Raw genomic sequence first — 20,216 nt, 5'->3', positions numbered from 1 at the left:
GCCGTTCCGAGTACGGCGTGATCGTCCTCGTGTCGCCCTCTATCCGGTAGTGTCATAACCGGAGGATCGAATAATTACGCCGTGAAAAAGTCACTAGTTATCGTACTCGCCGTTGCGATACTGGCAACGACCGCGGGGTGTGCGGGCGTCCTCGACGGCGGCAGCACCGACACCGACACCGGCGACGGCGCCGACGGAGCGGCAGCAGAGGGAGAGACGGCCGCAAACGAAACGGACGGGACCATCGACTACCCTGACGGAACCGGCGAAACCGGATTCGATGCCGACGAACTCGCGTCTCGACAGGCGGCGATTCTCGAAGACGGTTCGTACACGGTCGACACGTCCGAGACGATCAGCACCGACGCCAGAACGTTCGAAGAGTCGATCGCGCTCGCCGTCGACGGCGAGCGAAAGGTACAGAAAACGAGGCTCCGACACGAATCGTCGACGGAGGAAACCTGGCTCTTCACGGAATCGGCGAACGAAACGCTCGTCCGCCAGACCTTCGACGGAGGCGACCGGTACCGGATCGCGAACGGACCGACAGCTCCCTCGACGAACGAACGGAGCATTCGGCGGGAATTGGAAGCCGTACTGCGAGTTTCGGAGTACGACTTGATCGACGTCGAGGAGTCCGACGGGACGACGGTCGTCACCTACGAAGGGTCGGAGATGAGCGACGCTCTCGAGCGGATGAATCCGGCGGACGAGTACGACGAGTTCGTCGCAACGGTCTCCGTCTCCGACGACGGCATCGAGCGCTACGCGTACGAGTTGGAGGGGACATCGGCCGGCGCTACCGAAACGATTGCGGTGGAAACATCGTTCTCGAGCGTCGGCGAGACCGAACTCGAGAGACCGGAGTGGGTCGACGAGGGATTCGAGAAAGCCCCCGTGGTGTCGATTTCGACTGACGGCGGAGAAATCATCGAACTCGCGATGGAAGCCGGCGATCCGATACCCGAAGGGTCGACGGTCTCGCTGTCTGCGATCGGCGAGAACTATCGCGGAGCGAGCCTGGACGAGGCGTTCGAACCCGGGGAGACGCTGTCCCTCTCCGTCCGGGACGGCCGACTACGGGCGGGTGTCGACGCGGACCCCGATGCGGGCGATCCCATCGATACGGAGTGGTTCACGGTCACCCTCCGCACCGAGAATCTGCTCACCGCGTACGAGGGCACCTACGAGGAGACGACGGAGTGAACGGCCCTCGGTCGGCGTCGGTTGTCCGTTCCCGTTGGAGTCACGATCGCTTCCGGAGACCACGCAAAACGAATTCGACTCAGTCGTCCGCCGGAACCGCTCGCTGATCCGTTTTCTCGGCCATGCCGAGGACGCTATCGAAGAACTCGAGGGTGTCTTCCGGCCCGGGATTGGCCTCGGGGTGGTACTGACGGGTGATGATGTCGTGTTCGACGCCGTCGAGTCCCTCCGGGGTGTCGTCGTTGACGTTGATCTGCGTGACTTCGAGGTAGTCGCCGGGTTCGTCGACGGTGTAGCCGTGGTTCTGGGTCGTCATGACGACCTGTCCCGATTCGAGGTCGAGGACGGGCTGGTTAACGCCGCGGTGACCGAAGTTCATCTTGGCCGTCGTGCCGCCGAGTGCCTCCGCGACGATCTGCTGGCCGAGGCAGATACCCGCAACGGGCGTATCCTCGACGAACGCCTCGACGAGTTCAATTGCCTGCTCGTAGTTGGCGGGGTCGCCGGGGCCGTTCGAGATGAACAGGATATCGGGGTCGAGGGCCTCGACATCGGCTGTACTCACATCGTAGGGGAGGACGTGAACCGTCGCGTTGCGGTCGAGCAGCGAGTCGACGATCGAGCCCTTCGCGCCGCAGTCGACGAGGGCGACGGTTTCGCCGTCGTTATCCGCGCCGTAGACGGTGTGGTCGTCGACGCTGACCTGCGCGCCGATGTCGGTGTGGTCGCTCATGGCCTTGCAGGCCTCGAGTTCAGCCAGGGCGTCTTCCTCGGTGGCGTCCTCGCCGACGGCGATGCCGCATTTCATCGCGCCGCCGTCGCGGATGTCGGTGACGACGTCTCGCGTGTCGAGGTGGTCGACCGCGGGAACGCCTTCGCTCTCGAGCCAGTCGGCGACGTCGTCGGTGAGTTCCTTTGCGAGCACGGCGCGGGGGTGGACGCGATCGTCCTCGAACCGTTCCGTTCGGACGCCGTAGTTGCCGATCAGCGGGTAGGAAAAGGTAAGAATCTGTTCCTCGTAGGACGGATCGGTCAGGCTCTCTTCGTAGCCGGTGTAAGCCGTTGTGAAAACCAGCTCGCCGCGAGCCGTTCCCGAAGCGCGACCACGTCCCTCGAGTACGTGTCCGCCCTCCAGTGCAACGTAGGCTGCTGTCATTACGAACTACGTATTGGATACACCGGCATAAGTGTTGTCTTCGAAACTCAGTTACGAATTTCGTAATCGGTAAGTGCCACTCGTCCGTAGTCACGGATCTCCATGGACGAACTCGATCGAGCGATCCTCGACGTGCTGCGACGGGACTCCCGAACTCCCTACACGGAAATTGCGGACGAGGTCGGGACGAGCGAGGGGACGGTTCGCAATCGCGTCGAGCGGATGATGGACGACGAGGTGATCGAACGGTTTACGATCTCGACCCGGACGGGCAACGTCAAGGCGATGATCGAGATCAGCGTCGCGGTCGACGTGGATACGAAAGGCGTCTCGGAGCGCATGGCGGAGTGGGAGGAGGTCGACTTCGTCTGGATGGTTTCGGGCGAGCAGGACGTCGTCCTCGTCGTCGACGCCGCGGACACGCGCGGCGTGAACGATCTCATTACGAAAGCGCGCGATCAGGAGGAGGTCGTCAACACGAAGACGCGGCTGATCCTCGACGAACAGCCCGGCTGATCGGCGTTTGATTGGCGTTCAATCGGCGTCCGGTCACCGTTCGAGCGGATTTCGAGTGCGGTAAGGAGACGGCTTACTCCGTCGACTCCTCACCCGGTGGCGTTCCGACTCCCGGCGTCGGCCGCTCGATCGCGTCGATGACGCGCTTGCGGCGGTGGATGGCCCGGTACCCGCGTCGCACCACCTCATCCAGCGTCGACCGGGAGACCTGGGCCTCGACGCGACCGTCTCGAATCGCTTCGACGACCGCCTCGGGCGTGAGCCGCTCACTCTCGATGGTCGTGTACGCTCGTCCGACCTCGAACGGATAGTGGGCGTCGCTACCGCCGACGAGCGGCAGGTTGCGTTCCGACGCCAACTTCTCGACCAGCGGACGCGACCGCGGGTGTTTGCCGTTGACCTCGATCGCGTCGAAGGGAACGTCCGTGAGTTCGCGGACGGTGCTGTTTCGAAACGGGTGTGCGACGATCGCGGCGCAGTCGTGATCGTGGGCCAGCGCGACCGCCTCCGCCGGGGACAGCGCCCCCGGTTTCGTCTCCGCCGGCGGATCGGGACCGACGACGAGGACGTGACCGCGATCGGTCGTGATCTCGATTCCGGGCAGGGTGACCACGTCCGCGGCGGGGTTTAGGTCGGTGTAGTAGTCGTGATTCGTCGTCGCAACCCCGTCGAGGCCGCGCCTCGCTGCTATTTCGGTGAGCACTCGTGCACCAAGCGGATCGAATCGATCGCCGAGGGACCGGTGACCGTGAAAGAATCGCGTGTGCGCGTGAAGATCGACGAGATACACACGAAGGCAAACGCCGGCCAGACCCTTTTGCGCTCGGCCGGCATACGGTGGGGTATGCACTCGGAGGGCCGAGACAGCGACAGCGATCCCCGCCGCGTCCTCGTTCTCAATCCCGTCAGCGGCAGCCAGGATCACGTCGACGATATCGTCGAACTGGCGGCCGACTACGGGTTGACGGTCCGACAGACCGAGGAAGCCGGGGATGCGATGCGGTTCGCCCGCGACGCCGCACCCGAGGCGAACCTGATCGCCGCCGCCGGCGGCGACGGAACCGTCAACGAAGTCGTCAACGGGATCGCGGCCGCGGACGAACTCGAGACGACGACGCTCGCCGTCGTTCCCGCCGGCACCGGCAACAACTTCGCGACGAACATCGGCATCACTGACCTCGAACACAGTTTCGAGGTGCTCGAAACCGGCCGACGACGACGGATCGACCTCGGCGTCGCGAACGACCGCGCGTTCGTCAACTCCTGCGTCGGCGGTGTGACCGCCGAAGCCAGCAGCGAGACGACGCCGGACGGCAAACGGGCGCTCGGCGTCCTCGCGTACGTCAAAAACACCGTCGCGACGGTCGCGGACTTCGACTCGCTCTCGCTGCGGGTCGAAACGGCCGAGGGACCGAACGGCGAGGCTGCCCAGTCCTGGACCGGCGACGCGATGTTCGTCCTCATCGGCAACTGCCGCCGATTCACCGGCACGCGCACCGCACAGGCACACGTCGAAGACGAACTCTTCGAGGTCACGATCGTCGAAGACGCCTCGCCGGGTCGATTGGTCGGCGACGCCGCCCTCGAAGGACTGTTCGACCGCGAGAGCGCACACATCATCCGCCGACGAACGCCGTCGCTCACCGTCGAAAGCCTCGAAGACTCCATCGAATACAGTCTCGACGGCGAAATGCTCGAAACGGAGACGCTACGGCTCAAAGTGAACTCGCAGCCGCTCGAAGTCGCCGTCGGAGAGAGCTATCAAGAGAACCCCGACGCCGACGAAGGGTGGCCGCTCGAACCGACGCAGTAGGCGAGCACCGAGTTCAGTTCAGACGGTCGAGTTCTGTGGTCCGGGTCCCACGGGGCCAGTAGCAGGCGCTCCTTCCCGTCGTTCAGCGGTAGATATAAGTCACTACCAGTTAACAATTAGGACGGAAGCCACATCGGACATGAAAGTGTCCCGGATGTTAGAGCATCCGAGACGTGGCTTCCACCCCGCAAGGGTCAAAGCCATGATTGCGTACATTCTCACGGGATATAAACATCCCGCACGACTGACGGATCGGTATCCCAAGCGAGCAGCGGCTCTTACAGGTGGTCTCGGGAATGCGCCGAGGTGTTCGACTGCGTGACCGACGACGGTGACGCCGCACGCAACGCGACTAGCGACGGCACCGGCGGAACGGACGAGACGAGCACGGCTAGCACTGATACCGGCGAGACGGACGACGCGGAATCCCTCGGGTCGGAGGTGTCCATGACGGATCCCGACAATGCGGACCCCGGCGACACGACGGACGGTTCAGAAACCCCGTTTCCGCGCTGTCCCCGCTGTAACACGCCCATCGTCCAGCGGACCATGATCGGGCCGGGCGAAGCCATCGCCGGTCCCTGCGGCTGTCGCGTCGCCCCCCGCGTCGGCACGCGCTCACAATCGGACTCCGACGACTGAGCCACCGCACGCCGAGTTCAGTTCACCTGCACTCGGGTCGCGGCGGCCAGCCGAGTTGGCGGAGGTGTGCGAGCGGATCACCGCGGTCCGTCCACCACTACCACCACCATCGGAACCACACCACCACCGCCCAACTCGGCCCGTACCCGCGACACCGACTCCAACGGTGAACTCGTCGTACTCACCAACTCAGGATCGACCTAGTTTTTCTCCCACCAAGCTCACCTCATCTCAATCCAATTGGGAAAGTCTGGGACTACCTAGAGTGGACGATGGCACCGAGCATAGTCGAGAATGAAGACGAGTTCAAGGAACTCGTTAAAGACACGTTCGATCAAATAACTCAACGCATCAGCTTCGCTAAGAAGTGGTGTCCGGAATTCCTTAGCTTCTAAAAATCATCTTAGTCAGTAGAAGAGACGGACGGGAGAACGACAGTCACGTACCGCTGTGAGAACATCCCGAAAGGTATTCGCCTCGAAGACAACGAAGCCGGGAACCAATCGTCCGTACGGAACCTGGCTGAACTCGTCGAGTGAACCGCCGACATCCGGCCCGCGCAGACGCTGCTCTTTTGTGCGTACACACGCCGTACAGCACGCGATTCTCCTGAATCGGTCGCTCCTCACTCGGCCTGCTCTATCGTTCGCTGTCACTAGCGTCTCCCGAAACCAGTCGAGGATTCTCCGCGCTACGAGCCACCGATCGTATCCCGACGGTGTAATTCCGACTCAAGTTCGTTACTGTCGCTCCTAGGCGACCAAAAGCCGATACTGGTTTCACGACCCTCTGCAATGATGCAGACATGACTACGCCGCGGGACGACGACTTGCAGCACGAAAACGCCGGCCAAGACGTCATCGCCGTCGACGCCGACGACACCGAACTCGAACTCGTCAATCGACTCGAGGCCCACACCGGCGACGGCATTCGCCACCGGGCGTTTACCGCCCTCGTCTTCGACGACGAAGGCAACGTCCTGCTGGCCCAGCGCGCCCCCGACAAACGCCTCTGGGGCACCTACTGGGACGGCACCGTCGCCTCCCACCCCGTCGACGGCCAGAGCCAGGTCGAGGCCACTCGCCAGCGACTCGAAGAAGAACTCGGCATCACCCCCGACCAGTACGACGACCTGCGCCTGACCGATCGCTTCGAGTACAAACGCTACTTCGAAACCGCCGGCGTCGAACACGAGGTCTGTGCCGTCCTCAAACTCACCCTCTCCAATCGCGAACTCGAGCCGAACGAGGAGGAAGTCGCCGGCCTGCTGTGGGTCCCCTACGAACGGCTACACGCGAACCCAGAGTGGTACCGCCAACTCCGGCTCTGTCCGTGGTTCGAAATCGCGATGCGTCGGGACGTGCGCTGAGACACCCGAGTTCACTAGCCACCACTGTGTCGCTCCCGCCTTTCTGCGCCGCTGTCGTTTTCACCAACTGGATCGGCTTCGTCGCGAGCCGTCCCACCGGTATCATCCGCTACCGGCCGGTTGAGCCGACCCGAACGGACGACGACGGTGTCGGCCACCCGATCCCCGACGCGCTGGCCGGACGGCGAGACGGCTGCTGCAAGGACACCAACGGCGTACAGCAGGGGCGGAACCCCGAGACCGTCGACGTACCGCAGGAGGTTCCGCACCGCACTGGCCCTGAGCGTACACGGCTCCCCCTCGGCCGTGGTGACCATCAGCGAGCGGGCGACCTTGCCGGGCGTGCGACTGTACCGCCACTCGAAGACGAACGCATAGGTGAGGTTAACCGGGACGAGAACCCCGAGCGAAAGTGCGACCGCGATCGGTCCGTGCGGATCCAGCACGGGTACCCCCGAGAGGACGACGTAGCTGATCGGCGCGACGAGCAATACGTAACAGAGCCCGAGATCGATACCCGCCGCCAGCGCTCGATCCGCCAGGAGCTGTCGCCCCGCAGTTTCCGGGTTCGCCCGCGGCGGCCGTGAACTCGGCCAGATTTCCGGCACCCGCATCGCTTACCCAGCCCGGGACTGACACTCGCCGGTCACGGGATCACCAGCCACCCGTCAATTCCTTGCCCTCCGCGAGTCGCTCTTCGGCCTGGCCTTTCGCTTCCGCGAGCGCGTCCTCGATGGCCGCATCCCCGACGATAATCTGGTTCATCATGTCCGCGTAGTGGTAGCCGCTGAGGCCGTACTGCTCCGCCCCCGTCGTCGGACTCTCCTCCGTGTTCTGGCCGTACATCGGGACGATCTCCTCCTGGATCTGCCGGTTGAGTTCGAGGTGCTCCGGCCACGCCTGAAAGTACTCGAGGTTCGCGTAGGCGTCCGACGTGACTACGTCGTCGTAGGCCGGCAGCAGTCGCATCGGTTCCTGCTCGAACAGCGACGCCGTCCGCTCGACCGAGTCCGCGTACAGCCACTCGATGAACTCGTTCGCGCCAGCGGGATTGGTGCCGCCCTCGAACACCATGTAGCCGTTCCCCGTCGGCAACGTCATGTACGACTCCTCCAGCGGAATGTCGTTTCGGGGCAGCGGCGCAACCGCCGTATTCTCCGCGATGTGATCGACGCCCTCGGCCGCGGCGACGCCCGCCGCCCAGCCGTTGACGTGGTACATCTGCCCGACCCGGCCCTGCACCCACTGTTCGAGGGAGGTTCCCCAGTTCAGGCCCGACGGGTCCGGCGAGTACTGTGCGAGTTCAGTGAGATACTCGAGCGCTTCGATAGCTTCGTCTTCGGGGACCCAGACCTCGACGCCGCCGTCCGCCATTCGGTGGGTGTCGACGCCGTTCTGGTAGAGAAACATCCAGAACAGTTCGCGACTCTGGCCGACGACCCCCGCTTGCGTCGCGAAACCGCGGGCAGTATCGAACTCGTCGGAGTCGTCGATGGCTTCGGCGTTGTCGACGAGTTCGTCCCAGGTTTCGGGGACCTCGAGTCCGAGCGCCTCGTAGATGTCCTCGCGGTAGACGAGGACGTTGGTGTAGCCGCCGTGGGAGACGTGGAAGGTGTCGCCCTGGCTGACGACGCCTTCCTCGTCCTCGAAGGTCTCGACGTTGATGTCACCGTTGACGTCCTCGACGGCTTCGAGGGTGTCAGTCATGGGCTGGAGCATTCCCTGGGCCCAGATGTCGGCGGCGGTGTAGAACGTTTCGACGTGGATATCGGGCGGGTCGTTGGCCTGGATCAGATTCATCAGGCGCTCTTCGCTATCGCCCTGAAACCCGGCGTATTCCGGATTCACGGAGTGATCCGTCTCGTCTTCGAACTGCGGGATGAGATCGTTCTCCCACCGGTCTTGCCAGGTTTCCGTGCTGTAGTCGGTGTAGAAGTGAATCTCGTCGTCATTGCCGCTCCCCCCGAGACACCCAGCGAGTGCTGCTGCGGCGCTGGCGCCTGTCGCACCCAGTATCCGTCGTCGCGAGTGTCGGTGTTCTCTGCTCACGTGGTATGATACCAAGTTTCAATATATTACTCTTTGGGTTAGCAGAGTAATGAATATCTCGCCAGATCACTAACGTTCTAGTTATTTATCGGGTTTTGTTGGAACGACGTTTAGAATATATACGAGAATGGAAACCGATGGTAGAGCAGATAATTCGGATCGAACGCAGTACCCCAGCAGGGGTGAGCTGTCTGGTTTTACCAGTATTTTTTCTGTATGTATAACCGTTACCAGCGGTTTCTTTTTTAGCACTATTCACTTCCAGTCATCGGAAAAAACTAGTGAACGGTGAGCACCCGGTCGAAGCGTTTAATAGCAGATGAGGAGATGGGTGGTAACATATGGCAAGTGAAACGGTCGAATCGACAGCCACCGCCGACCGCCGATCCGTGCGGGGGCGGCTTGGCCTCGATGGGGAAGCACTCCGGGGCTGGGCGACGGTTGCCCCGGTGATTCTGTTGTACCTGTTCGTGGCCGTCACGCCGATCGCGTTCGCGATCTACGCGTCGCTGTTCGAGGTCCCGCTCTTGAACCCCAACTGGACGTTCACGGGGCTCTCGAACTACGTCGAGGTGCTGACGATGAACTCGTTCTGGTCGTCACTGTGGCTCGGCGCGCTGTTTATGGTCGGCAGTACCGTCGTCCAGTTGCTCGTCGGACTCTGGATCGCGCTCGTCCTGAACCAGCTCGATCGCGGCCAGCGGTTTCTGACCGCCGTCGCGTTCACCGCGTATCTCGTTCCAACTGTGATCGTCGTCCTCGTCGCGCTGTTCATGTTCGACGTCGAGGTCGGCGTGCTCCACATCGCCGGCTCGACCCTCGGGCTGTGGGGCGAACGCACCTTCGCGCTCGGTGACCAGACGTGGGCGATGCCGCTGGTCGTCCTCGTCGGTTCGTGGAAGTTTTCGATCTTCGTCACGATCTTCACGCTCGCGCAGTTGCGCGCGATTCCCGATCGATTCTACGAGGCCGCCAAGATCTGTGGCGCGTCCCGCTGGGAGATGTTCCGCGACATCACGCTTCCGCGGATCACCGGCGTCCTCCTGATCGCCGTGCTCTTGCGCGCGGTCTTCATGTTCAACAAGTTCGACATCATCTGGATGCTGACGGAGGGCGGCCCGGCCGGCGCGACGACGACGCTGCCGATTCTCGCCTACCGAACCGCCTTCCTGCACAACGACTACGGCGTCGCGAACGCCATGGCGGTGGTCATGTTCGTCTTCCTCGCGCTCGGGGCCTACTGCTACTTCCGGGCGTTCGACCCGACCGCGGAGGTGGACACATGAGCACCCCGACGGAGACACCGTCAGAAACAGAGACAGAAGGCGGGACGCGACTCTCCTACGAGACGCGCGACAGGCTCTACAACCTCGCGCTGTACGGCAGCGCCGCCTTGTTCTCGGCCGTCATCCTGTTTCCGATCTACTGGATGGTCCAGAACGCCTTCACCGACAGTCAGACCGTCATCACCGAGTTCAGCTGGCTGCCCTCGCCCGAGACGGTGACGCTCGATAACTTTAGCGTACTAGCCGCCGGTGCGGTGCCGAGGTACGTCATCAACACGATCGTCGTCACCGCGGGAACGATCGTCGTGGTCGTCGCCGTTTCGCTCGTCGCCGGCTACGGCATGGCGCGGTTCCGATTCCGGTACAAGCAGTCCTTCGCCCAGTTCCTGTTGCTCGGCTACATGTTCAGTCCGATCGTGCTCGGCCTGCCGCTGTACCTCATCTGGTCCGAGATCGGGCTGTTGAACGCCCAGATCGGCCTCGTTATCGCGCTCTCGTCCATCTCGATGCCCTTCGCGGTCTGGCTCATGTGGAAGTACATCCAGACCATTCCGGAGTCGATGGAGGAAAGCGCCTGGATCGCCGGGGCCTCGCGCTGGCGAACGTTCTGGGACGTGGTCGTCCCGCAGACGAAACCCGCGATCGTCGCCTGCGCGCTGTTCGCGTTCGCGATCGCGTGGAACGACTTCACGTTCGCCCAGATCCTGCTGCCGAGCCAGGAGTCGACCACGTTCGCGCCGGGCATCATGCGACTCATCGATCAGGGCGGGTACACCTCCTGGGGCGACATCATGGCCGTGTCACTCCTGATGACCGTCCCGCCGCTGCTGTTCGCGTACTTCCTGCAGGAGTACCTGCTGAAGGGCTTCGAAGTTCGCACGCGATAGCGACCGTAGCCCGTTCGAGCACCGAATTCACACGACAGACGACACAAACTCACGATACACGACTCACGACTCACACACGCGCACCATACACACAACCATACCATCCACTACCCAGACAATGACCGTCCACATCGACAACATGACCCGGGTGTTCGACTCCCCGAACGCCGATCGCATCGTCGCCGTCGACGAACTCTCGCTGACCATCGAGGACGGCGAGTTCCTCACGCTCGTCGGCCCCTCCGGCTGTGGCAAGACCACGACGCTTCGTTGCGTCGCCGGCCTCGACACGCCGACCGCCGGCACCATCCGCGTCGACGACCGCGACGTAACCGAACTCCCACCACAGCAACGCGATGTCGCCCTGCTCTTCCAGGACATCGCGCTCTACCCGCACATGAGCGTCCGCGAGAACATGGAATACGGCCTCAAAATCGCCGGCGTTCCCGAAGACGAACGCCGCGAACACGTCGCGGAGGCCGCGGCCCTCCTCCAGATCGGCGACCAACTCGACAAGATGCCCGCCTCGCTCTCTGGCGGCCAGCAACAGCGGGTCGCACTCGGCCGGTCGCTCGTTCGAGATCCCTCCGTGTTCCTCTTCGACGAGCCCATGAGCGATCTGGACGCCAAACTCAAACGCGAACTCCGACCGGTCGTCCAGCGGATCACCGACGAAATCGGCTGTCCCGTCCTCTATGTCACCCACGACCAGGAGGAAGCGATGACGATGTCCGACCGAATCGCCATCATGGACGACGGCGAACTCCAACAGGCCGGCTCGCCCAAGGAAGTCTACTCCGAACCCACCAACGACTTCGTCGGCGAGTTCATCGGCCAGCCGGCGATGGAGTTCTTCGACGCCCGCGTCGAATCGGCAAACGGCACTGCGGCCGTTTCCATGGGCAACCACACCGTCTCACTCCCCGCGACCGCCGCCGAACTCGAGGGGTACGTCGACAGTCCGGTTCGCGTCGGCGTTCGGCCCCAGCAGATCGGAATCGGTGATCCAGCCGCGGGAATCGAGGCCGAGCACGTTCTCGACGAGCCCCTGGGCGACGAAACGCACAGCATCTTCGAGACCGAATTCGGCGACGTGACCGTCGTCACGCACGCGGATTTCGACGGTGACGGCGATACCGACTATGGGCTAGTTCTCGACGAATCGGCGACGCAGTTGTTCGATCCGGACTCCGGTGTCAGGATCCACTAACCTTCAAGAAGTCTCACTGGAGCGGTCGTTCTGCCCGCACGCTGCGCTCGGGAACTCGTCGTGCCGTTTCACTGGGGTGGTTTCGGTACCCGACCGCTCTGTCACTGTCGGTACCGCTGGGCTACACTAGCTGATATATGATACCACATGACAAACTTTATGAGCGCATCCATCGTAGTGTCGGACAAGGATCGACGAAATCGATCCAGTATCGCAATGAGTACCCCACCATCGGAAACCGAACGCCACGAGGTCACGCTCTCCAGGGAGGAAGAATGGGTCGTCCACCATTCACTGGTGGCACGCGTCGACGAGGCCCTCGATGAGGACACGTCACCACCATCGCAGCTCCTCACACTGGTCGAACTGGTCGAATCGAACGACAACACCGGTCGATTCACCCATTCACAGCTCCAACGACTCAGTACACTCCTAACCGACTATCTCGACCGTGAGGAAACGCCGTCCCGGGATATCGAGTTCGGCCGCTCGGCGATCGATGAACTCGACGGGGTACTCGAGACACAGGAATAACGCCGGTCGCTGCTTGTTGCTCGCCGTTTTTCATCGATACATCTGCAACCCAACGAGCCCGGTCGGACACGTCAGGGGCGCGTCGTCGCCCACACCGCCGTCAACGCGAGCAACGCCGCCGGCAGCAGCGGCAAGATCAACAGCGCCACGAAGTAGTTCAGATGCGGCGGCCACAGCAAAATTGACAGCGGCGCGACGACGAACGCGAGCACGATCGCCCCCACGAGAACCCACCCGCGCCAGTCGAACTCGCGCTCGGCCGTCGCCGGATGGCGGGGCGCGTCGGTCCAGTCCCCGTCGGAGTCGCCCTCGGCAGTTTCGGTCTCTGCCCCACGGCCGTCCGGCCCGTCGAACGCCGCAGGGTCGTGAACGTAGCCGCCGTCGTCGCTCGAGGTCACACGTATCGGTTTCGACTCCGTGATGAAAGCACTCACGGTTCGTGATTTTGCGGTCTCGAGTTCACACTGGATCGTTTGCTCGATGCTGTTCGCGTCGCCGTATCGGGTACCGGCTCACACGGACTGCTGTCGGTCAGTTCCGGCGCAACCGCGAACCGTCCTGAGGTTGCGCCGGGAAATCGGTACAGCAGACCGTCTCAGAGTTCACTATCCGGTCGGACGACGACTTTGCCGAACCCTTCGCGGCCTTCGATGATCTCGTGTGCGCGGGCGGTTTCGCTCATCGGCAGCACTTCTCGAACCGCGGGGGTAAAGGTGCCGTCCCAGACGAGTTCCATCACGTCGTCGACCTGGCCGGGGGTGCCCATCGTCGAGCCGATGATCTGGAGTTGGTTCCAGAAGATGCGCGGAATGTCGGTTTCGGGGTTGCCGCCGGCGGTACCCCCGCAGGTGACGAGGCGGCCGTTCTTCGCGAGGCTCTTGATCGAATCGCGCCAGGTTCCGGCCCCGATGTAGTCGACGACGACATCGACCCCGCGGTTGTTGGTTTCGCTGCGGACCCACTCCGCGAAATTCCGTTTCTCGTAGTTGACCACGTGATCGGCGCCGTGTTCGCGGGCGTAGTCGAGTTTGTCTTCGGTGCTGCCGGTGGCGTACACCTCCGCGCCCGCGTAATCTGCGATCTGGAGGGCGGCGTGACCGACGCCGCCGCTAGCTCCGAGGACGAGCACTTTCTCGCCGGCTTCGATGTCTGCGCGGTCGATCAGTAGCCGCCAAGCGGTCTGGAAGACGAGCGACGACGCGCCGGCGGTGATCCAGTCGACGTGTTCCGGGACCGGGATCAGGTTGTCCGCGGGAACCGCGGCGTACTCCGAGTGAACGCCGGTGACGTGCTCGCCCAGCAGGTGGAAGTTGACACACAACGTCGGATCGCCGCTGCGACAGAACTCGCAGTCGCCGCAGCTGACGCCCGCCGTGACCGCGACGCGGTCGCCCGGTTCGAATCGAGTAACGTCTTCCCCAGTGGCTTCGACGACACCTGCGGCGTCACTGCCGGGGACGTGGGGTAGTTCGAGGTCGAGCGTCGGCAGCCCGCGGCGAACCCACACGTCGAGGTGGTTGAGCGCGCCGGCTTTCACGTCGACGAGCACCTCGTCGCGGCCGATTTCGGGGTCGGGATACTCGCCGTACTCGATGACATCCGTCCCGCCGTGTGCCGTGATTTTGACTGCCTGCATACACACAGGTTGACCCAAACACCGGCATAACAGTTGTGACTACGTTCAGTAGGCCCGGTATCACGGCGAGGACACAGTGACATGACTCGTCGACTGCTTCGAGTTCTGCCGGCAGGCTGTCGAGCCAGTCAGTGACGACAGCATTTCCCACTACCGATAACTGTGGATGGCCCCGATAGTACGATAGTACGAGCAACTAGCGTTTTACCCGCCGCCGGTCAAGTCGACGCATGAACGAGTCGACCGAGTCGGACCCGGACACAGCAGCCGGCAGCACAGAAACAGCCACTGAATCGAGTTCTCGAGAACACACCACTCCCCTCGGCGTCGGAATCGTCACGATTGCCGACGATCGAACGCTCGAATCCGATCCCGCCGGCGAGGATCTCAACGACGAGTTCACCCAGGCAGGTCACGAGGTTGCGATGCGAGAGCACGTAAGTCCGGATCACGACAAGGTCCAATCGATCGTCTCGCGCGTGATCGACCGCGACGATGTCGATATCGTGGTGACCGCCGGCGGAACGAGTGTCGAACCCAGCGATCGGACGATCGAGGCGGTAACGCCGCTTCTCGAGAAGCGCCTGGAGACGTTCAGTGAACTGCTGACGACGATCCTCTACGAGGCAAACGGTTCTCGCGCGCTCGCAGCCCGAACGACCGCCGGCGTAACCGACGGCCGACCGGTCTTCTGTCTGCCTGGAAACGCCGATGCGGCGCGGCTTGCCGCTACGGAACTCATCATCCCCGAGTGTCGCCATCTCGCTGAACTCGCTCGGCCGGCGGAGTCGGCGGATGATTCGACCGCCGCCGAGGGCGCGAACGGGAGTGACAATGAAGGCGAGGACACAAGAGAAGGCGAAGACGAGAGGACGGCAAACGGAAAGCACCCGGGAACGGACGAGAGCATCCAGGAAATCGATGGTGACGTTCAATGACGGACCGGGAGCAAGGGGCACTCTCGAAAGAAGCCGTCCGCGAGCGCGTCTGGGACGACTTAGAAGACAGCGGCGTCGCTCGGTTCCCGTTTCCGCCGCACGGTCGCATTCCCAACTTCGAAAACGCGGCGGCGGCCGCCGCGCGCCTGGCCGACCAACCCGAGTGGCGGGCGGCGACGACGATCAAGGCAAACCCCGACGCGCCGCAGTTGCCGGTCCGGCGACAAGCCCTCCGGGACGGTAAAACTGTCTACATGGCCGTCCCCCGACTTCGCGACGAGAAGTGCTTCCTGAAACTCGACCCCGATGAACTCGAGGACTACGACGCGGCCACCACCGTCTCCGGCTCGGCCGACCACGGCCAACAGGTCGGTCCGGCGGCCGTCGACGAAATCGACCTGATCGTCTCCGGGAGCGTCGCCGTCTGCATCGACCCCACGCCCGTCTCCACCGACGACGATTCCGGCAGCGTAGACGGCGGCCGGATCGGCAAGGGCGAGGGCTACAGCGATCTCGAGTTCGCAATCCTCACCGAACTCGAACTCGTCGACGAGGAGACGCCCGTTGCGACGACGGTTCACGAGCGCCAACTCCTCGCCGGTGACGACGCTGCAGCGATCAGCTTCGACGAGCACGACGTGCCGATGGATCTGATCGTCACGCCGGAGCGAGTGCGACGGCCAGCGGGGCAGGAAGGCGAGAACGAGTCTGAAAACGGAACTCGTGCTGAAAGGCCGGACGGTATCGATTGGAGCCTGCTCTCTGCCGAGCGACGCGAAGCGATGCCGGTCCTTGATCGGTTGGCAGAACAGCGCTAAGGGCAGCTAAACCGGAGTTCACTCGTGGCCTACTGAGGACTGGTCGATAGTCTAGCCGAGAATGAATCCTGAAGGACTCGGGACGAAAGACGCCCCGAGTACAGGTGCCAGAGCCGCAGTTGCCCGCGGGCTGGTGCAGTTCCCACGGGACAGCGATTGCGGTGTGGCAATGGTGGGGGGAAGGGTGCTGTGGTGGGATTGCTGGAAGTCACGGGAGTCGTGGGTGCCTCGGGTGAGGTGTAACCCGTCGACCTCCATCCATCTCTATTGGCGGGACCTACTTGAACCGGGGTGATGGTCCACTGCTCTTGTGCCGGATTTTCCCGAGTTTAACCCGGATTTAATCGCTCAATATGAACATTAGAACCGTTTAAAGGTGTGAATCCGGTCTTGCTGGTCAGGTTGGCGGTAGCGGGCTCGTGGGTGGCAGAAATTGCCGGAATAACCGTCGCAGGGTCGCGGGATGCTCCCGCCTATTCGGCGAGTTCATCCGCGACGATGTCGGGCGACATGAGGCGGGGGTCGATCGCGAGGTCGAGTTGTCCCTTGACGAACTCGGGGACGGTCCGGCGGGCGTAGGTAACGGTCCGCAGGTCGTCGGTGAGATCGCAGACGATCGGAATCGTCGTCGCCTGGTCGATGTCGGTCAGGACGTAGAGGTCGGTTTCGACGATACCGGCTTCCTCTAATTGCGGGCGCGAGATGACGCCGCCGAGTCTGGTGACGGTGACGCCTTCGGCTTCGAGCGCGTCGGCGAGACCGTCCTCGTCGGGGCCGGCGACGATTGCGTGCGGGCCTTTGTCTGGATCTGTCTCAGCGTCTGTGTCACTCATTCGTACTCGATCGTTGCCGGTGGCTTGTGGGTCACGTCGTAGACGACGCGTGCCACGTTGTCGTTCTGGCCGGTGATCCGGGACTGGATGCGCTGGAGCGTCTCCCAGTCGATTTCCTGTGCGCGGGCGGTCATTCCGTCGCGGGATTCGACCGACCGGACGGAGACGACCCAGCCGTGAACGCGGTTGTCGCCCTTGACGCCCGTGGCTTTGCCGATCACGGCGGCCAGCGCTTGCCACGGGTCGTACTCCTCGAGTTCGTCTTCGACGACGTGGCAGGCGTGGCGTGCGACCTCGAGTTTTTCGTCGGTGACTTCGCCGATGACCCGCACTGCGAGGCCGGGCCCGGGGAACGGCATCCGTTCGGCGACGACCTCCTCTAAGTCGAGGTGACGGGCAACGTCGCGGACCTCGTCTTTGTAGAGATCGCGAACGGGTTCGACGATGCCGTCGAAGTCGACGACGTCGGGGAGCCCGCCGACGTTGTGGTGGGATTTGATGCCGCCCTCGCTTTCGATGCGGTCGGGGTAGATCGTCCCCTGGACGAGGTAGTCGGCGTCGGCTTCCGTCGCCTCGCGTTCGAACTCGCGAATGAACTGCTCGCCGATGATTTCGCGCTTTGCTTCGGGGTCCGTCACGCCGGCGAGTGCGTCGAGGAAGCGGTCTTTCGCGTCGACGATCCGCAGGGAGTCCATGTAATCGAACGTGTCGCGGATGCCGGCGGTTTCGCCCTTGCGCATCAGGCCCGTGTCGACGTAGACGGGTGTGAGTTGGTCGCCGATAGCCTCGTAAGCCAGGGCCGCAGCGACGGAGGAGTCGACGCCGCCGGAAAGTGCGATGACGGCGTTTGCGTCGCCGATTTCGGCCCGGATTTCGTCGATCGCGTCTGGAACGAACGTTTCAGTGTCTACCATCAGTGGGTTACCTCTGTTTCGGTGTCGGTTTCGCCGTCCGTTTCGGTGGCGGTGTCCGCGGCGCTGGTCGTACTGCCGTCGATGACCGCCTCGACCAATCCGAGGAACGGTGGACTCGGCTGGCCCGGACGTGACGTGTACTCGGGGTGGAACTGCGTTCCGAGGAAGTACGGATGGTCCTCGAGTTCGAGGATCTCCATCCGGTTGCCCGCGGTCCCGGAGAAGGTCAGCGGTTCGTCGGCGAACTGCTCGAAGTATTCGGGGTTGACCTCGTAGCGGTGGCGGTGGCGCTCGGAACAGGAGGTGTCACCGTAGAGGTCGTAAGCGAGCGTTTCGGGTTCGATGACGGTCGTGTGCTCGCCCAGCCGCATCGTCCCGCCCATGTCCTCGACTTCGTACTGTTCGGGGAGGATGTCGATGACGGGGTCGGGTGTGTCCTCGGCCATCTCGGCGGAGTGGGCGTCCTCGAGTCCCAAGACGTTGCGGGCGTACTCGACGACGGCCATCTGGAAGCCGAGACAGAGTCCGAGGAAGGGGACGTCGTTCTCGCGGGCGTATCGAACCGCCTCGATCTTGCCTTCCGTCCCGCGCATCCCGAAGCCGCCGGGGACGATGACGCCGTCGACGTCCTCGAGTTGGTCGTCGTAGCCGTCGGCCATTCCGTCGGCGTGGACCCAGTGGACGTTCACGTCGACGCCGAGTTCGAAGCCGGCGTGTTTCAGCGATTCGTGGATCGACATGTAGGCGTCTTCGAGGTCGTACTTGCCGACCAATGCGATGTCGACGGTTCCCGATTTCTCCGTCGTGACGATGTCGCGCCACTCGTTAGCTCGTTCGCCCTCCGGCAGCGCCTCGTCGGCGAGGCCGAATCGCTCGAGGACGTACTGGTCGAGTCCCTCGTCTTCGACCATCAGCGGGACGTGGTAGACGTCCTCGACGTCGGGATTCGAGAACACGGCGTCGGTCGGAATATCGCAGAACAGCGCGATCTTCTCTTTGGTCTCGGGGTCGAGTTTGTCCTCGCAGCGGCCGACGATCACGTCGGGCTGGAGGCCGATCGAGCGGACCTCTTTGACCGAGTGCTGGGTCGGCTTGGTCTTCTGTTCGCCGTTTTTCGAGTAGGGGACGAGGGTGACGTGCGTAAAGAGGATGTCCTCCTCGTCTTCCTCGTGGGCGAACTGGCGCAGGGCCTCGAGATAGGGCATCCCTTCGATGTCTCCGACCGTCCCGCCGACTTCGACGATACAGACGTCGTATCCCTCGGCGGCCTCGCGAATGCGGCGTTTGATGTCGTCGGTGATGTGCGGGATGATCTGGACCGTCTTCCCGAGGTAGTCGCCGGCGCGTTCCTTCTCGATGACGTGTTTGTAGGTCTTCCCGGTTGTGATGTTGTGGTCCGAGGTCATATCGACGTCGAGGAATCGTTCGTAGTTCCCCAGGTCGAGGTCGACCTCGCCGCCATCCTCCAAGACGTACACCTCTCCGTGCTGGTAGGGGTTCATCGTCCCGGCATCGACGTTCAGGTACGGGTCGATCTTGACGGCGGTAACGTCGAACCCGGCGTTTTTGAGAAGCCGGCCGGTGCTCGCGGCCGTAATTCCCTTACCGAGTCCCGACATCACACCGCCGGTGACGAAGATGAACTTGTTCCCCAGGGAGGGGTCATAATGAGTGTCCGGTTCCGTCGGCATACCGAGTGTCCGCGTGAGCGGTTGAAAACGATTTCGGAGGGGATCGGAAACGACAGTAGCTACCATACGCCGAGAGCACACGGGTCCCGGTCGGATTCGACGATGATCGCCCGCTCACCTTCCCCGTGATTGATCGACTGCCCGCACGCTCGTCCGCTTTCGTCCCGACTAGGGGTTTTCGTCTTGCACTTCGACGATCGCGGCCCGTTCGAGCGTTTCGATGCCGCTGTCCAGGCGGAGTTGGACCGTTCCCCCGGGAAGGTCGCCGTCATCCCTCTCAGTCGGATCGTCCGGCACTGAGACGGCGGTGACGCCGTCGATCGTGACGGAGCGGCGCTGGATCGGATCGCACCTGAACTCGACAGTGTCCCAGGTTTCAACATCAAAATCATCGATATCCGCCCCGAAATAGTCCTCCGAATCCGGATTGACCGTATCCTCTGTCTGGGACTCGCCTGTCGTCCGATTGTCATCGAACTGAACCTCCTCGTGTTTGTACTGGCGACAGTGGACGAGCATAGATAACACTATTCACAGTGGCCATATAATGATTCTAGTGGAACTCGCAACCCGACCGAGCACCTCGCTTCGGGATCGAGTTCACGCGCTGGAGACGCGGTCGTCGCGAACCGAGACGGATCCCGTTGGGATCGGCGGGATCAGAGAGACATCGGAGCAAGAGAGTATCCAAAGCGTATTTGACGATAGGGATGAGTGA

General features: G+C 62.8%; 22 protein-coding genes and 1 pseudogene. 13 read left to right on the top strand and 10 right to left on the bottom strand.

Features of this window, described 5'->3' with window-relative positions; all coding sequences use genetic code 11:
- The first annotated feature begins 81 nt into the window (after positions 1-81).
- A complete protein-coding gene (locus C480_RS05665) occupies positions 82-1,206 on the top strand; it encodes a DUF7537 family lipoprotein (protein WP_006664662.1) in 1,125 nt (374 codons plus the stop codon).
- A 79-nt stretch (positions 1,207-1,285) separates the two neighbouring features.
- Here the strand turns inward: C480_RS05665 and carA are convergent, their stop codons facing one another.
- Complete coding sequence (carA, locus tag C480_RS05660) at positions 1,286-2,362, bottom strand: glutamine-hydrolyzing carbamoyl-phosphate synthase small subunit (RefSeq protein WP_006664661.1); 1,077 nt, start codon at positions 2,360-2,362, stop codon at positions 1,286-1,288.
- A gap of 102 nt (positions 2,363-2,464) precedes the next feature.
- Here carA and C480_RS05655 point away from each other — a divergent pair, with 102 nt between their 5' ends.
- Positions 2,465-2,878 carry an Lrp/AsnC family transcriptional regulator gene (locus C480_RS05655; RefSeq protein ID WP_006664660.1) on the top strand — a complete coding sequence of 138 codons (414 nt, stop codon included), beginning with the start codon at positions 2,465-2,467 and terminating at the stop codon, positions 2,876-2,878.
- A gap of 73 nt (positions 2,879-2,951) precedes the next feature.
- Here the strand turns inward: C480_RS05655 and C480_RS05650 are convergent, their stop codons facing one another.
- Positions 2,952-3,668: a PHP domain-containing protein gene (locus C480_RS05650; protein WP_006664659.1), complete on the bottom strand. Its 717-nt coding sequence runs from the start codon at positions 3,666-3,668 to the stop codon at positions 2,952-2,954.
- A gap of 54 nt (positions 3,669-3,722) precedes the next feature.
- Between C480_RS05650 and C480_RS05645 the strand changes: the two genes are divergently transcribed.
- The 4 genes and pseudogenes from C480_RS05645 to C480_RS05630 all read left to right on the top strand — a co-directional run bounded on the left by C480_RS05645 (position 3,723) and on the right by C480_RS05630 (position 6,702).
- Positions 3,723-4,691: a diacylglycerol/lipid kinase family protein gene (locus C480_RS05645; protein ID WP_006664658.1), complete on the top strand. Its 969-nt coding sequence runs from the start codon at positions 3,723-3,725 to the stop codon at positions 4,689-4,691.
- 306 nt (positions 4,692-4,997) lie between these two features.
- Positions 4,998-5,333, top strand: a complete 336-nt coding sequence (locus C480_RS23970) for a hypothetical protein (protein ID WP_006664657.1) — start codon at positions 4,998-5,000, stop codon at positions 5,331-5,333.
- A gap of 173 nt (positions 5,334-5,506) precedes the next feature.
- Positions 5,507-5,728: pseudogene (locus tag C480_RS05635) on the top strand (IS630 family transposase); the annotation flags it as partial.
- Between the two features lie 410 nt (positions 5,729-6,138).
- A complete protein-coding gene (locus C480_RS05630; protein ID WP_006664655.1) occupies positions 6,139-6,702 on the top strand; it encodes an NUDIX hydrolase in 564 nt (187 codons plus the stop codon).
- Positions 6,703-6,716: 14 nt separating this feature from the next.
- On the opposite strand, the gene C480_RS05625 is transcribed toward C480_RS05630, so the two are convergent.
- Positions 6,717-7,316 carry an RDD family protein gene (locus C480_RS05625; RefSeq protein WP_006664654.1) on the bottom strand — a complete coding sequence of 200 codons (600 nt, stop codon included), beginning with the start codon at positions 7,314-7,316 and terminating at the stop codon, positions 6,717-6,719.
- Between the two features lie 40 nt (positions 7,317-7,356).
- The gene (locus C480_RS05620; RefSeq protein ID WP_006664653.1) at positions 7,357-8,751 is read right to left on the bottom strand and encodes an ABC transporter substrate-binding protein; all 1,395 of its coding nucleotides are present in this window, start codon (positions 8,749-8,751) and stop codon (positions 7,357-7,359) included.
- A gap of 341 nt (positions 8,752-9,092) precedes the next feature.
- On the opposite strand from C480_RS05620, the gene C480_RS05615 reads away from it, so the two are divergent.
- The 4 genes from C480_RS05615 (at position 9,093) to C480_RS05600 (ending at position 12,668) form a co-directional block, all read left to right on the top strand.
- Positions 9,093-10,037, top strand: coding sequence for a carbohydrate ABC transporter permease (locus C480_RS05615; RefSeq protein ID WP_006664652.1), 945 nt, complete (start codon positions 9,093-9,095; stop codon positions 10,035-10,037).
- A complete protein-coding gene (locus C480_RS05610; protein WP_006664651.1) occupies positions 10,034-10,924 on the top strand; it encodes a carbohydrate ABC transporter permease in 891 nt (296 codons plus the stop codon). The genes C480_RS05615 and C480_RS05610 overlap by 4 nt, the downstream gene beginning before the upstream one ends.
- Before the next feature lie 118 nt (positions 10,925-11,042).
- The gene (locus tag C480_RS05605; protein WP_006664650.1) at positions 11,043-12,134 is read left to right on the top strand and encodes an ABC transporter ATP-binding protein; all 1,092 of its coding nucleotides are present in this window, start codon (positions 11,043-11,045) and stop codon (positions 12,132-12,134) included.
- Positions 12,135-12,350: 216 nt separating this feature from the next.
- Positions 12,351-12,668, top strand: a complete 318-nt coding sequence (locus C480_RS05600) for a DUF7853 family protein (RefSeq protein WP_006664649.1) — start codon at positions 12,351-12,353, stop codon at positions 12,666-12,668.
- Between the two features lie 71 nt (positions 12,669-12,739).
- On the opposite strand, the gene C480_RS05595 is transcribed toward C480_RS05600, so the two are convergent.
- Both C480_RS05595 and C480_RS05590 read right to left on the bottom strand, forming a co-directional pair.
- Positions 12,740-13,066, bottom strand: coding sequence for a hypothetical protein (locus tag C480_RS05595; protein ID WP_006664648.1), 327 nt, complete (start codon positions 13,064-13,066; stop codon positions 12,740-12,742).
- Positions 13,067-13,263: 197 nt separating this feature from the next.
- Positions 13,264-14,304: a zinc-binding dehydrogenase gene (locus C480_RS05590; protein ID WP_006664647.1), complete on the bottom strand. Its 1,041-nt coding sequence runs from the start codon at positions 14,302-14,304 to the stop codon at positions 13,264-13,266.
- A gap of 230 nt (positions 14,305-14,534) precedes the next feature.
- Between C480_RS05590 and C480_RS05585 the strand changes: the two genes are divergently transcribed.
- Together C480_RS05585 and C480_RS05580 are read left to right on the top strand one after the other, a co-directional pair.
- Entirely contained in the window at positions 14,535-15,242 is a 708-nt protein-coding gene (locus C480_RS05585) for a MogA/MoaB family molybdenum cofactor biosynthesis protein (RefSeq protein WP_006664646.1), read from the top strand.
- A complete protein-coding gene (locus C480_RS05580) occupies positions 15,239-16,060 on the top strand; it encodes a 5-formyltetrahydrofolate cyclo-ligase (RefSeq protein WP_006664645.1) in 822 nt (273 codons plus the stop codon). Before C480_RS05585 ends, C480_RS05580 begins: the two co-directional genes overlap by 4 nt.
- 473 nt (positions 16,061-16,533) lie before the next feature.
- Here C480_RS05580 and C480_RS05575 read toward each other — a convergent pair whose 3' ends face one another.
- The 4 genes from C480_RS05575 to C480_RS05560 all read right to left on the bottom strand — a co-directional run bounded on the left by C480_RS05575 (position 16,534) and on the right by C480_RS05560 (position 20,017).
- Complete coding sequence (locus tag C480_RS05575; protein WP_006664644.1) at positions 16,534-16,893, bottom strand: DUF7126 family protein; 360 nt, start codon at positions 16,891-16,893, stop codon at positions 16,534-16,536.
- Positions 16,890-17,807 (bottom strand): glutamine-hydrolyzing GMP synthase, encoded by a 918-nt coding sequence (guaA, locus tag C480_RS05570; protein WP_006664643.1) that lies wholly within the window; start codon positions 17,805-17,807, stop codon positions 16,890-16,892. Before guaA ends, C480_RS05575 begins: the two co-directional genes overlap by 4 nt.
- Complete coding sequence (gene pyrG / locus C480_RS05565; RefSeq protein WP_006664642.1) at positions 17,807-19,498, bottom strand: glutamine hydrolyzing CTP synthase; 1,692 nt, start codon at positions 19,496-19,498, stop codon at positions 17,807-17,809. Before pyrG ends, guaA begins: the two co-directional genes overlap by 1 nt.
- Positions 19,499-19,666: 168 nt before the next feature.
- Positions 19,667-20,017, bottom strand: coding sequence for a hypothetical protein (locus tag C480_RS05560; protein WP_006664641.1), 351 nt, complete (start codon positions 20,015-20,017; stop codon positions 19,667-19,669).
- 37 nt (positions 20,018-20,054) lie between these two features.
- On the opposite strand from C480_RS05560, the gene C480_RS23420 reads away from it, so the two are divergent.
- Positions 20,055-20,216 carry a hypothetical protein gene (locus tag C480_RS23420; RefSeq protein WP_161606995.1) on the top strand — a complete coding sequence of 54 codons (162 nt, stop codon included), beginning with the start codon at positions 20,055-20,057 and terminating at the stop codon, positions 20,214-20,216.

It is taken from the genome of Natrialba aegyptia DSM 13077, from assembly GCF_000337535.1.
GTDB classification, from domain to species: domain Archaea; phylum Halobacteriota; class Halobacteria; order Halobacteriales; family Natrialbaceae; genus Natrialba; species Natrialba aegyptia.
The sequence above is the reverse complement of the archived record's forward strand: the minus strand, read 5'-3'. Positions and strand labels throughout refer to the sequence as shown.